At 69.5% G+C, this 12854-nt stretch carries 12 protein-coding genes; 4 read left to right on the forward strand and 8 right to left on the reverse strand.

Annotated features, from left to right (window positions below; genetic code table 11):
* Positions 1-76 precede the first annotated feature (76 nt).
* From EES48_RS02220 to EES48_RS02230, 3 genes are all read right to left on the reverse strand, one after another.
* A complete protein-coding gene (locus EES48_RS02220; protein ID WP_122464740.1) occupies positions 77-355 on the reverse strand; it encodes a hypothetical protein in 279 nt (92 codons plus the stop codon).
* Positions 356-522: 167 nt separating this feature from the next.
* Entirely contained in the window at positions 523-903 is a 381-nt protein-coding gene (locus EES48_RS02225; RefSeq protein WP_122464741.1) for a hypothetical protein, read from the reverse strand.
* Between the two features lie 134 nt (positions 904-1037).
* Positions 1038-1355, reverse strand: coding sequence for a DUF1491 family protein (locus tag EES48_RS02230; protein WP_122464742.1), 318 nt, complete (start codon positions 1353-1355; stop codon positions 1038-1040).
* 82 nt (positions 1356-1437) lie between these two features.
* Between EES48_RS02230 and EES48_RS02235 the strand changes: the two genes are divergently transcribed.
* Positions 1438-2316: a hypothetical protein gene (locus EES48_RS02235; protein WP_122464743.1), complete on the forward strand. Its 879-nt coding sequence runs from the start codon at positions 1438-1440 to the stop codon at positions 2314-2316.
* Positions 2317-2320: 4 nt separating this feature from the next.
* On the opposite strand, the gene EES48_RS02240 is transcribed toward EES48_RS02235, so the two are convergent.
* Positions 2321-4015 carry a sensor histidine kinase gene (locus EES48_RS02240; RefSeq protein WP_122464744.1) on the reverse strand — a complete coding sequence of 565 codons (1695 nt, stop codon included), beginning with the start codon at positions 4013-4015 and terminating at the stop codon, positions 2321-2323.
* A 202-nt stretch (positions 4016-4217) separates the two neighbouring features.
* Between EES48_RS02240 and EES48_RS02245 the strand changes: the two genes are divergently transcribed.
* Positions 4218-4649, forward strand: coding sequence for a SufE family protein (locus tag EES48_RS02245; RefSeq protein WP_122465092.1), 432 nt, complete (start codon positions 4218-4220; stop codon positions 4647-4649).
* Between the two features lie 47 nt (positions 4650-4696).
* Here the strand turns inward: EES48_RS02245 and EES48_RS02250 are convergent, their stop codons facing one another.
* Complete coding sequence (locus EES48_RS02250; RefSeq protein ID WP_122464745.1) at positions 4697-5413, reverse strand: DUF6456 domain-containing protein; 717 nt, start codon at positions 5411-5413, stop codon at positions 4697-4699.
* Entirely contained in the window at positions 5410-5766 is a 357-nt protein-coding gene (locus EES48_RS02255; RefSeq protein ID WP_122464746.1) for a chromosomal replication initiator DnaA, read from the reverse strand. Before EES48_RS02255 ends, EES48_RS02250 begins: the two co-directional genes overlap by 4 nt.
* 197 nt (positions 5767-5963) lie before the next feature.
* Here EES48_RS02255 and EES48_RS02260 point away from each other — a divergent pair, with 197 nt between their 5' ends.
* Positions 5964-6521: a DUF1003 domain-containing protein gene (locus EES48_RS02260; RefSeq protein ID WP_122464747.1), complete on the forward strand. Its 558-nt coding sequence runs from the start codon at positions 5964-5966 to the stop codon at positions 6519-6521.
* A 39-nt stretch (positions 6522-6560) separates the two neighbouring features.
* Here EES48_RS02260 and EES48_RS02265 read toward each other — a convergent pair whose 3' ends face one another.
* Entirely contained in the window at positions 6561-7166 is a 606-nt protein-coding gene (locus EES48_RS02265; RefSeq protein ID WP_122464748.1) for a superoxide dismutase family protein, read from the reverse strand.
* Between the two features lie 134 nt (positions 7167-7300).
* Between EES48_RS02265 and gyrA the strand changes: the two genes are divergently transcribed.
* Positions 7301-10081, forward strand: coding sequence for a DNA gyrase subunit A (gyrA, locus tag EES48_RS02270; protein ID WP_122464749.1), 2781 nt, complete (start codon positions 7301-7303; stop codon positions 10079-10081).
* Between the two features lie 30 nt (positions 10082-10111).
* Here the strand turns inward: gyrA and topA are convergent, their stop codons facing one another.
* The gene (topA, locus tag EES48_RS02275; RefSeq protein WP_122465093.1) at positions 10112-12721 is read right to left on the reverse strand and encodes a type I DNA topoisomerase; all 2610 of its coding nucleotides are present in this window, start codon (positions 12719-12721) and stop codon (positions 10112-10114) included.
* Positions 12722-12854 lie beyond the last annotated feature (133 nt).

A 12854-nucleotide genomic window follows, 5' to 3' on the forward strand; every position in this document is an offset into this window, starting at 1 on the left:
ACGCTACCGGGCAGAAAATGCCGGGAGTAGGGTTAACGGGGGGCTAATCCGGCGCGCCTGGCGGCTGTCGCCTGGCTCACTCCAGGAATGCGGGCAGATCCTCCGATGGGATGGCTCGCGTCGATGAGTCGGCCAAGTCCAGATCATGGCTCAGCACCAGCCGGACGTTCTCCCAGGTCGCGGCATCGCCAGACGCCTCGCTGATGACCAGCCCCACGATCAGATCATTGGAGTCGTCCGGACAACTGGCGTCGACACGGACGACCTGACGGGATCGCTCCGATCGGGCCGCGCCCAGACGCAGGTCGGCGGCGGCGGTCAGGTCGGCGTGTCGGGCGCCGAAGGTGACGGCCAACCCGCCAGCCTCTTCCGTCGGCGGAGAAAATCCACCGGAAATTTGATCGGCGCCTCGAAGGCGAAGTCGTCGTACATGAACTGTCCTCCCGCGTGCGGACACGCTAGCGGGCTCGCGCATGACGCGTGATCCCGACCGATGACGATCGCATGAGGCGAGTGACGGCCTTAGGCCGCCATGCGGTTCCAGACGGCCTTGTCGGCGGCGACGGCATCCAGGCGGCCGCGCTCGTCGCGGCGGTGGAGCTGCTGCATCGCCGTCTGGGGCAGGGCGCAGAAGCGCGGCTCGACCAGATCGGCAGGGCAGCCGGCCTCGGGCGCGGCGAACAGGGCGGCGTTGACGTCGGGCGAGCGGGCGGCGATCAGCCACGCCAGCCGGCGGGCGCGCTCCGGGTCGTTGCGGTGAAGCATGGGGTCTTCCGAAAACAGCTCACAACCCAGCTCGACGACATAGTCGAGGCCCAGGCGCTCGAACCGGCGCGCGTCGACGGCCGAGACCGGGCAGGTCTGGTCCAGATCGAACACCACGTCGTTGAGCAGGAACAGCATCGGGTACGCCCTTCAGGTGCGGACCCTTCTGGCCCGTATCGACACCCTAGGCCGCCCACGCTTTTCGCCCCGTTCACGAACGCGGTTAAGCGTTTGCGACTGAAAGACTGACGGAATCTTGACGCGCCGCCCGGTCAGATCTCGACGAAGCTGCGGCCCTCGCGGTCCTCGATCTCGACGACCCAGAGGTCGGGGTCATAGCGGCGCTGGCGATCGACATAGGCGTCGAGCTCGCTCTCGAACTCGCTCTCGATCGGCTGGATCCAGCGGCGTTCGCCATCCATCCCGAAGGCTTCACTATAAAGCCGGGCGCGGCGCGTGGAGGTGTCGTAGGCCTTGACGATCACGGCTCCGCCTCGTGCGTCGCCGCGCTTGACCACGGTGGCGAAGGCCCCGCCGATCTCGGCCCGGCGGATGAGGCCGGCCACCCAAACATCGCTCGAGATTTCCATGGCGCGGGCGTCTCCGGCGTCAATCAACGGTTCACCACATCCGGAAACCGCGTCTTCGCAAGGCCGCGCTTAGCATGGAGCCATGATCGGACGCATCCCCGACCCGTTGAAGGCGGCCCTGGGCCTCATGCTGGCCTTCGCCTGCATGATCGCCGGCGCGGCGCGCGCGGCGCCGACCGATGGCGTCTATGAGCGCGCGCTGCTGTTGGAAGCCGACCGGCGCTGCGGTCTGTTCTCGGAGGACACGCGCGGGGCCCTGCAGGTCTCGGCGGCTCAGTCCCGTTCCGCCGCCGCGCGAGCCGGAGTGTCGCGGACCGACCTGGAGGCCGCCGCCCTGCGTGGACGCACACGGGCCCGAACCACGGCCTGCGATTCCGCCGACCTGGCTCAGGTCGTCGACCGGGTGCGTCAGGCCTATTCCGGCTGGCGCGACCGCTCCCGCATGACGTTCGAGGCCGGCGCCCGCCAATGGCGCGCCGATCGGGTGCGGCAGGAGCGGCCCACCTGGCGGCTTGCCCAGGACGGCCGGGTCGGCGCGTCGCCGGTGACTGTGGGATATGCCGCCGCCGGGACCGAACCCTTGAGCTTCAGCGCCGTGGTGGCCTTCCACGGCAAGTCTCGCCCCTATGCGGCGCGGGTGGTGACGCGCGACCCGGCGCGGGCCCGCTCTCCGCACCTGCCCACGGTCCAGGCCTCGATCCTGCCCCTGCCGCCGCGGACCGCCCGGCGCTTCGTCTGGGCCACCGAGACGGGCCGCGCCGAGGCGTCCCTGGCGCCGGCCGGCCGGTCGGCCGAGGTCTGGCGTTTCCCCGAAAGCGCCGCCGCCGCCATCGCCGAGCTGGATCCGCGCGAGACCTTCACGGTCGAGTTCCTGTTCCGCGACGACAGCGTGCTGAGGGTCCGCTACCAGGCGGGCGACTTCGCCGCCGCGCGGGCTTTCGTGTCGATGGGGCCGCTGTAGGCGATCAGTCGGCGACCGCCGGCCCGCTCTCTACCACCGGCAAACGCACCAGAATGGCCGTGCCGTGATCGAGGCGGCTATCGACGGTCATGCGGCCCTGATGCAGTTCGGCGAGAGACCGGACCAGGGATAGGCCGAGGCCGGTCCCCAGCGCCTTCTGTCCGGCCGACCCCGCCTGTTCGAACGGCTTGCCGATCCGGTCCAGATCGCCCGGCGCGATGCCGACGCCGGTGTCGGCGACCAGCAGCTCCAGCTCATGATCGACGGCTTCGAGCCGCAGGGTCACGGCGCCGCCCTCCGGGGTGAACTTCACGGCGTTGGACAAGAGGTTCAGCGCGATCTGCTTCAGCGCGCGGCGGTCGGCCAACACCTCAATGGCCTGGTCGGCGACCGTGGCGACGATGGTGATCGACTTCTGGGCGGCGGCCAGCTGGACCAGATCCAGCGCCGCGCGGACCGGCTCACGGGCGTCGAATCGCTCAGGGCTGAGCTCGAACCGGTCGGCCTCGATCTTGGACACGTCCAGCACGTCGTTGATCAGGTCCAGCAAATGACCACCGGCCTGGTGAATCGAGTCGGCGTACTCGGCGTAACGGTCGGGCAGGGGGCCGAACAGGCGTTTGCGCATGATGTCCGAGAAGCCCAGCACCGCGTTCAGCGGGGTGCGCAGCTCGTGCGACATGGAGGCGATGAAGCGGGTCTTGCCGGCGGACTGGTCCTCGGCGGCCTGGCGCGCGGCGTCCAGCCGTGCCTCGCGGGCGCGCTGGGGGCTGGCGTCCCACAGCTGGGCGATCAGCCGGCCGTCGTGGGGGCGGATAACGGCGGCGACGCGGCGGTTGGGCGCGGTGCGCGGGGTGAACACGACCTGCACCTCCTCCCCGGCGTTGGCGCGATCCAGGGCGGACTGGACCAGCGGCCGGTCGGCGGCTTCGGCGGTGTCGGCGAGACCCTCTCCGAACAAGGCGTCGGCGGTGACCCCGGGCGGGGGCGAGCCGAAGGCGGTGCGGGCGCGACCCGAGGCGGACATGACGACCGACAGGCCCGGCAAATCGGCCAGCAGGGCGCGGGCGTCGTCCTCGCCCAGTTCTTGGGCGACGTGATCCTGGCCGCCCCCGCTCCAGGCCAGGGCGATGGCGGCGGCGCCCGCGATCAGCAGGATCAGGGTGGTGACGGCCGAAAGCGTCGGCGCCGGCGCGCCGACACCGATAGCCAGGGCCGAAATCAGGCCGGTCGCGGCCGCCAGACCCGAGGCCAGGGCGCCGCCCAGCGGCAGGATCGGCGAGGCGGATCGCCCCTCCGGCGCGGCCAGGGCCATCCCGGCGAACAGGGGCAGGAAGACCAGGGCCGGGACCGGGCCAGACAGGCCGCCGGTCATGGCCGCCGCCGCCACTCCGGCCAGGGCGAAGGCCAGCAACATCAGGCGTCGGGCGGTGACGGTGGAATTCAGCGCCAGCCAGACGCCGGCCAGGCCCGGCAGGGTCTGGAGCAGCAGGGCCGGGACCACGGACGGCTCGATCCGGTCGGCCTCAAGCCAGCCGGCCGTCAGGGCCGACAGACCCAAGGCGGCGGCGACCGCCAGCCCCCAGACGGCGACCAGGGGCGCGGTCTCGGCGCGCGCCTCGACCGCCTCGCCGTCGAGGCTGGGCAACTGGTTCAAGGGGGCGAAGCGACGCTTGATCACCCGGCGGGGGCCCTCCATCGGCCCGGAATCAGGCGCATAGGCCCGGTTTGGAGGCTGAGGCTAGTCGGATGACCGCCCGACAGCGACCCCGTTCGCGCCGCAGGGGAACGAGGAGGCCAGGAGGATGATGGCGTGTCGCGGTCGGCGCAGAGTCCAGTTTGTCCAGTCTGTCCAGTTCGCCGGGTTTGCCCCGGATCGCCGCGCGGCCTATCTGCCCGTCATGACGACCCCGCCCTCCATAGACGCCGTGCTCACCGACTTGGTCGAGGAATTCGATCTGCTGGGCGATTGGGAGAGCCGGATCGAATATGTCATCGAACTGGGCAAGGAACTGGCGCCCCTGCCGGAGGTCGACCGGATCGACCCGAACAAGGTGCCGGGTTGCGCCGCCCAGGTCTGGCTGGCGATCCGCCGCGACGGGCCGCGCCTGAGCTTCCTCGCGGACTCCGACAGCGCCCTGTCCAAGGGCAATATCGCGCTGTTGCTCAGGCTGTACTCGGGGCGGGAGCCGGACGAGATCCTCAGCTTCGACGCCCGCGCCGCGCTGGACCGGCTGGGACTGCCCCAGGCCCTGACCCGCCAGCGGGCCAACGGCCTGAACGCCATGGTCGGCCGCATCCGCGAAGCCGCGCTGGCGGTCGAGGCGGGGTAACGTAATCCTCCCATGACGCGCAGCGTCGGGGGAGGAAGCGTAATTCATCACGCCCCATAGTGCCGGGCCAGCTGGGCCAGACCTTCCCGCAGCACGAGCTTGCCTTCGCGGCGGCGCACGCCGAGGTCGTTCTCGGCCAGCTGGAGCGAGGAGCCGTTCACGCAGACCGCCTCGACCATTGGACGAAACAGCGGATCGACGGCGGCCAGAGCGCGGGCCACGCGGCGGGCTGCTGCGATGTGGGTCGGATGGCGGGCGTAGCCGCGGCCGCCACCCGATCCTGTGCGCGGCAGGGCGTCGTGGTTGGCGGTCAGGCGCTGGCCCAGGCTGGCCAGCTCGGCGTCCGCGCGCAGGCGCTCTCCCGCCGCCGCCTGCAGCGGATTGAGCCACGGCTGGCCATCCAGATCGCGCCGGCGGGCCAGCCAGGCGATCGGCGACTGGGTCAGGTTGGCCCCCAAAGGCAGCCAGCGACCGTCTGGCGTCATGACCTGGCGGCGGCCCTGAATCATGCCTGGTCTTCCGGGTTCGGGCGTGGGCCCGTCGGACGGGCCTGGGCGGGCGCGCCATGCGCGGGCGGACTGGACGATCAGTCCCGGCTCGGCGGCGAGGGCGCGGAAGGTGACCTCGTCGAACTCCAAGACAGGCCGACGCCGCCGGTCGGGGTTGAGCCTGAGCGCATAGGGCGGCTCGGCGTCGAGACGTTGCTCGACCCAGGCTCCGGGGCGCAACAGCAAGCGCCGGGCGCGGTCGTCGAGATTTGTCATCGACCCGGTCCCTCGATCAGAGCCAGCGCTTCCTCCAGCCGGGACATGACGGCGTCGAAGGCGGGATCGTCGCGGCGGTCCTCGATCCAGCGGCTGGCCAGACCGACCGTGGAGCGGTCGCAACCCATCGCTCGCGCCACCCGGTGCAGCGGCCAGTCGAAGGTGATCCGCGCCAGATAGATGGCCGCCCGCCGCGCCACGCAGGCCGGTCCGTCGCAGCGCCGGGCGCGGACAAGCGTGTCGCGCGACACGTCGAAGCTCAGGGCGGTGAGTGTCAGTATGGCCGCCGCCCGCTCGCGGTCGCGCCTGAGCGTCACGCCCCAGGGTTCGAAGGGCTTTGCGGCTGTGTCCATAATGATCCTCGGCTGTCGCTGGAGCCGAAGATTATCGCGGCCCTCCCATGTGGAGGATTATATTCCTATTATAGGCGACGGAATCGGTCGTAGGGGTTGCCGGGGCGGTGCGTGGGTGGGCGCTGATGAGGGAATAGGCGGATTGCCGAAGGCGCCTGAGCGGGTGGATGATCCCTCCGTCTCAGGGAGCCCCGGACATGAGCGAAACCCATCTCGATCTCGACAGCCTCTCCAGGCGCTGGCTCGACAAGGCGGCGGGGGAGCTGCCGCCGCTGGAGAAACAGGCGCTGGGCCATGCGGCTCGGCGTCGGCCGGTGTCCCGGGACATCAACCGGGCCTATGACGACAAGGCGTCCCTGGGCGAGCGGCTGGCCGACCGGGTGGCGGCGTTCGGCGGATCATGGACCTTCATCGGCCTGTTCGGGGTGTTCCTGGCGGTTTGGACCGCGCTGAATCTGATCCTGGGGCGAGGCGCGTTCGACCCCTATCCCTTCATCTTCCTGAACCTGATGCTGTCCATGGTGGCGGCTCTGCAGGCGCCGGTGATCATGATGAGCCAGAACCGCCAGGCGGCGAAGGATCGGCTGGACGCGGCCAACGACTATCAGGTCAATCTCAAGGCCGAAATTGAGATCATGGCCCTGCACGACAAGCTGGAGATGATCCGCAACGAGCAGCTTCAATCCATCATCGAGCGCCAGAACGAGCAACTGGAGCTGATGCGGCGGATGCTGGACGAGCGAACGGCCCGCTGAGGGGTCAGCGGGCCGTCGCGGTCGGTTCGTAAGTGCGGATCAGCCGGCCGCGATGACGCCGCAGGCGACGCGGTCGCCGGCCCCGCCGATGGGCTGGCTCTGATAGTCGTCGGCATTGGCGTGGATGACGATGGCCGAACCGTCGCCGTCCAGCAGGTGCACGCCGGGACCGGCGTCGGCCAGACGGGCGAAGGGAGTGAAGATCTCGGCCATGGCGCGGCCGTCCTGGCCGGCCCAGATGTTGGGCAGGTCGCCGCTGTCGTCGGCGTCGGCGTTCAGCAGGCCGTGGGTCGGGGCGTCCTCGCCCATGTGGATGTGGCCGCCGGCGCTCTCGAAGGCCGGACCGTCACAGGTGCCGACCTGGTGCAGGTGAATGCCGTGCCAGCCGGGGGTGAGGCCCGTCGCCTCGACGGTCATGACCAGACCCTGAGACCCCTGACGGATGTTGACGCTGCCCGCGTCGCCGCCCTCGGCGGTGCGCAGGGGCACGGTGGCCGAGGCCCCGACCGGCGCGCGCGCCACGGTCGGGGCGGTGGGCGAAGGCGTGGTCGCGGCCGGATCGGCGGCGGGCGCGGCGGCCTCCTCGGCGGTGCAGGCGGCCAGCGTCAGGCCGGAAACGGCGGCGAGGGCGAAGAGGGTGCGCATTGAGCTTTCTCCAGATGGCGAAGCGGGCGGCGAAAGGCCCGCGTTTCTTTGCTTTGAGGGGCTGGGACTGCTAACTGTCGGGGTCCGGATAGCGTTCCGATTCCCGGCCCAGAAGCAGCCTCAAAAGACCCCCCTTGACCGACGATTCCCACATCGACGCCCCGACCCCGGGCGGGCCTTCAGACATCGCCCCGATCTCCATCGAGGACGAACTGCGCAGGTCCTACCTCGACTATGCGATGAGCGTGATTGTGTCGCGCGCCCTGCCCGACGCGCGCGACGGCCTGAAGCCCGTGCACCGGCGCATCCTGTATTCGATGCACGACCTGGGGATGGAGCCGAACCGGTCCTATTCGAAATGCGCCCGCGTGGTCGGCGACGTGCTGGGCCGGTTCCATCCGCACGGGGATCAGTCGGTCTATATGGCCCTGGTGCGCATGGCCCAGCCGTTCTCTATGGGGCTGATGCTGGTCGACGGGCAGGGCAACTTCGGCTCGGTTGACGGCGATATGCCGGCCTCGATGCGATACACGGAATCGCGCATGGCTCCGGCGGCCGTGGCCTTGCTGGCCGACATCGACAAGGACACCGTCGACTTCCAGCCGAACTATGACGAAAAGGAGCTGGAGCCCGTCGTCCTGCCGGCGCGGTATCCGAACCTGCTGGTCAACGGCGCCGGCGGCATCGCTGTCGGCATGGCCACCAACATTCCGCCGCATAATCTGGGCGAGATCGTCGACGCCTGCGTGGCGGTGCTGGACGACCCCGACATCGGTCACGACCAGCTGCTGGACATCGTGCCGGGCCCGGACTTTCCCACCGGCGGCGAGATCATGGGCCGCACGGGCGCGCGCAACGCCCTGCTGGACGGTCGCGGTTCGGTGGTGGTGCGCGGCAAGGCCTCGATCGAGGAGATCCGCAAGGATCGCGAAGCCATCGTGATCACCGAGATCCCGTTCCAGGTGAACAAACAGACCCTGATCGAGCGCATCGCCGAGATGGTGCGTGAAAAGCGGCTGGAGGGCATTTCCGACGTTCGCGACGAATCCAGCCGCCAGGGCATGCGCATCGTCATCGAGCTGAAGCGCGACGCCTCGGGCGACGTGGTGCTGAACCAGCTGTATCGCTACACGGCGCTGCAGAGTTCGTTCGGCGTCAACATGCTGGCGCTGAACCGCGGCCGGCCCGAACAGATGGGCCTGCGCGCCCTGATCGACGCCTTTCTGGAGTTCCGCGAAGAGGTCGTCGTCCGGCGCATCAAGTACGAGCTGGCCAAGGCGCGCGACCGCGGCCACGTGCTGGTCGGCCTGGCCACCGCCGTCGCCAACATCGACGAGGTGATCCACATCATCCGCTCCTCGGCCGATCCCGCGGAGGCGCGCGAGCGGCTGCAGGGCAAGCCGTGGCCGGTGGGCGACATGATCGCCCTGGTCGAGCTGATCGCCGACCCGCGCTCGATCGTCATCGACGGCGACAAGCTGCGTCTGACCGACGAACAGGCCCGCGCCATCCTGGCCCTGACGCTCAGCCGCCTGACCGGCCTGGGCCGCGACGAGATCATGGGCGAGGCCCGCAGCCTGGCCGACACCATCCAGAGCCACCTGACCCTGCTCAGTGACCGTAAGCACATCATCGCCCTGATCCGCGACGACCTGCTCGCCGTGCGCGCCGAGTTCGCCGTGCCGCGCCGCACCGTTATCGGCGAGGGCGACGGCGACATGGAGGACGAGGACCTGATCCCGCGCGAGGACATGGTCGTCACCGTCACCCATACCGGCTACGTCAAGCGCGTCGCCCTGAACGCCTATCGAACCCAGCATCGCGGCGGCAAGGGCAAGTCCGGCATGCGGATGAAGGACGAGGACGCCATCACCGGCGTGTTCTCGGCCTCGACCCACGCACCCGTTCTGTTCTTCGCCACCAATGGAAAGGCCTACAAGCTCAAGGTCTGGAGGCTGCCGCTGGGCGGCCCGACCTCGCGTGGCAAGGCATTCGTGAATCTGCTGCCGATCGAGCCCGGCGACTCGATCATGAACGTGCTGCCGCTGCCCGAGGACGAAGCCGACTGGGCGAACTACGACATCATGTTCGCCACCAAGTCCGGCGACGTGCGGCGCAACAAGCTCAGCGACTTCGCCACGGTGAACCGCGCCGGCAAGATCGCCATGAAGCTGGAGGACGGCGACCACATGGTCGGCGTGGCCCTGTGCACCGGCGAGGACGACATCCTGCTGACCACCGCCCGCGGTCAGGCCATCCGCTTCAAGGCCGACGACGTGCGCGTTTTCAAGGGCCGCGATTCGACCGGCGTGCGCGGCGTGCGTCTGCAGGAGGACGACGCGGTCATCTCCATGGCGGTGCTCGCGCGCGTCGATGCGACGCCGGAAGAGCGCGCCGCCTACGTCAAACACGCCAACGCCATGCGCCGCGCGGTCGAGGGCGCCGACGATGAGGTCCCGGTCGCCGGGACCTCGGACGACGACGCGGGCGATCCGGTCGCCGAAGACGCCGTGCTGAGTCTGGAGCGCATCGCCGAATTGGGCGCGGCCGAACAGTTCATCCTAACGGTCACCGACACGGGCTTCGGCAAGCGGACCTCCGCCTACGAATATCGTCGCACCGGCCGGGGCGGTAAGGGGCTGACGGCCCACGGTCTGGGCGGTCGCGCCGGTTCGCGCCTGGCCGCCGCCTTCCCGATCGAGGAGTCCGACGAACTGCTGCTTGTCACCTCGGGCGGCCAGATGATCCGTACCCGCGTCGACAAGGTCCGCATCGTCGGCCGCGCCAGCCAGGGCGTCACGGTGTTCCGCACCGCCGAGGGCGAGCGTGTGGTCTCGGTCGAACGCCTGCCGGAAGCGGCTGGCGACGGCGAAGACGGCCCCGAGGTCGATGATGGCGAGGGCGGCGAGGGCTGATCATCCGCCGTTATTCGGTGGGCCAGGCTCCTAGGCGGATTTCGGTGTCGCCTTCGCCTTCACGGCGGGCTTCTTCTTCGCCGCAGGCTTCTTCTTGGCCGCCGGTTTCTTGGCCGCGCCCTTCTTCGCCGGCGCCGAGGCGGCCTTGGCCGCGATGAGGGGGAGGGCCTCCTCCATCGTCAGGGCCTCGGGATCCATGCCCTTTGGCAGGGTGGCGTTGATCTTGCCCGACTTCACATAGGGGCCGAAGCGCCCGGCCATCACCTGAACCGGCTCGCCCGTCTCCGGGTGGTCGCCCAGCGCCTTCAGCGGCGCCGCCGCCGAGCCGCGTCCCGGCCGTCCGGCGCGCTTTTCGGCCAACAGCGCCACGGCGCGGTTCAGTCCGACCTCGAACACCTCCTCGATGTCCGAGACATTGGCGTAGGTGCCGGCGTGCTGGACGAAGGGCCCATAACGCCCCAGCCCGGCGGTGATCATCTTGCCGTCCTCGGGGTGCGGCCCGACCTCGCGCGGCAGGGTCAGCAGACGCAGCGCCTTCTCCAGATCCATGCCGCCCGGCGTCCAGCCCTTGGGCAGGGACGAGCGTTTCGGCTTCTCAGCACCTGGCGGGGTGGTCTCCACATAGGGGCCGAAGCGGCCGATCTTCAGCTCCACCGGCTGGCCGGTCTCCGGGTCGACGCCCAGCTGGCGATCGCCGCCTTCGGCGGACCCATCGGTCGCATCGGGAGAGGCCACGGGGCGGGTGTAGCGGCACTCGGGATATCGCGAGCAGCCGATGAAGGCGCCGAAGCGGCTGGTCTTCAGGCTCAGCTGGCCCTCGTGGCACAGCGGGCATTCCCGCGGGTCGGAGCCGTCACCCTTGTCCGGGAAGATGTGCGGGCCCAGCGCCTCGTTCAGGTGATCGAGAATGGCCGAGGTGCGCAGCTCGCCGGCCGCCTGGGTCGCCGCATGGAAGTCGGTCCAGAAGTCGCGCAGCAGCACCTTCCAGTTCAGATCGCCCGCCGACACCTCGTCCAGCCGGGTCTCCAGGGCGGCGGTGAAGTCGTACTCCACCCAACGGGCGAAGAACTGTTCCAGAAACGCCGTGACCAGCCGCCCCTTGTCCTCGGGATAGAAGCGGTTCTTGTCCATGCGGACATATTCGCGGTCGCGCAGGGTGGTCAGGATCGAGGCGTAGGTGGAGGGCCGGCCAATGCCCAGCTCCTCCAGCTTCTTGACCAGGGTGGCCTCGGAGAAGCGCGGCGGCGGCTCGGTGAAATGCTGCTCGGTGCGGATCGCTTCGGGCTTGGCCGTTGCGCCTTCCTTGAGCGCCGGCAGGCGGGTGGAGTCGTCGTCCTCCTCGCTCTCGGCGCCCTTCTGACGCTCGTCGCGGCCCTCTTCGTACACGGCCATGAAGCCGTCGAAGGCGACCACCTGGCCGGTGGCGCGCAGACCCGTCTGGCCGTCGGCGCTCTCGATCTCGACCGTGGTGCGGTCCAGACGGGCGTTCTCCATCTGGCTGGCGACCATTCGCTTCCAGATCAGCTCATAGAGCCGCGCCAGATCGCTCTCCAGGCGCAGGGTCTCGGGCGCGCGGGCGATGTTGGTCGGGCGGATGGCCTCGTGCGCCTCCTGGGCGTTCTTGGCCTTGGACTTGTAGTAGCGGGGCTCACCCGGGACATAGGCGGGGCCGAAACGCTGGCCGACCACCTCGCGCGCCTGGGCGATGCCCTCGGGCGAGACGAACAGGCCGTCGGTCCGCATATAGGTGATCAGGCCGCCCTGATCGTCGACGCCCTCGTACAGCTTCTGGGCCGCCTGCATGGTGCGCTGGGCGGTGAAGCCGAGCTTGCGAGATGCTTCCTGTTGCAGGGTCGAGGTGGTGAAGGGCGGGGCAGGGCTGCGCTTGACCGGCTTCTTCTCGATGGCGCGGATCGACAGGCTGGCGGCCTCGATCGCCGAGCGGGCAGCCGAGGCGGTGGCCTCGTCCTTGATGTCCAGCCGCTGCACGCGCTTGCCGGCGTGCTTGACCAGTCGAGCGGTGAAGGGCGGGCTGTCGGCGGTGACGTCGGCCTCGACCGACCAGTATTCCTGGGCCCGGAACCGCTCGATCTCCATCTCGCGATCGACGACGATGCGAAGGGCGACGGATTGCACGCGCCCCGCCGAGCGGGCGCCGGGAAGCTTGCGCCACAGCACCGGCGACAGGGTGAAGCCGACCAGATAGTCCAGCGCGCGGCGGGCCAGATAGGCCTCGACCAGCTCCATATCCAGCTGGCGCGGATTGGCCATGGCGTCCAGCACGGCGCTCTTGGTGATGGCGTTGAAGGTGACACGCTGGACGTCGGTGTCCTTCAGCGCCTTCTTCTTGGTCAGCACCTCCAGCACGTGCCAGCTGATCGCCTCGCCTTCGCGGTCGGGGTCGGTGGCCAGGATGACGCGATCGGCCTTCTTGGCGGCCTCGGCGATCTCGGACAGGCGCTTGGAGGCCCGCGCATCGACCTCCCAGCTCATGGCGAAGTCGTCGTCGGGCAGGACCGAGCCATCCTTGGACGGCAGGTCGCGCACGTGACCGTAGGAGGCCAGCACCTGATAGTCCGAGCCGAGGTATTTGTTGATGGTCTTGGCCTTGGCCGGGCTTTCGACGATGACGAGTTGCATGAATTCGGGGGTCCGGCTGAAAAAGCGCGCGAACGTGGTGGCCACGACCCGGCGTGTCAATGCGGTGTCTTTATAGTGTGAAGCTGATCTAAGCCCGTTTCCGCGGCGAAGGCCGGGGTCCAGGTGGGTCTGC

Origin of the sequence: Brevundimonas lutea (assembly GCF_003704105.1) — a bacterium.
GTDB classification, from domain to species: domain Bacteria; phylum Pseudomonadota; class Alphaproteobacteria; order Caulobacterales; family Caulobacteraceae; genus Brevundimonas; species Brevundimonas lutea.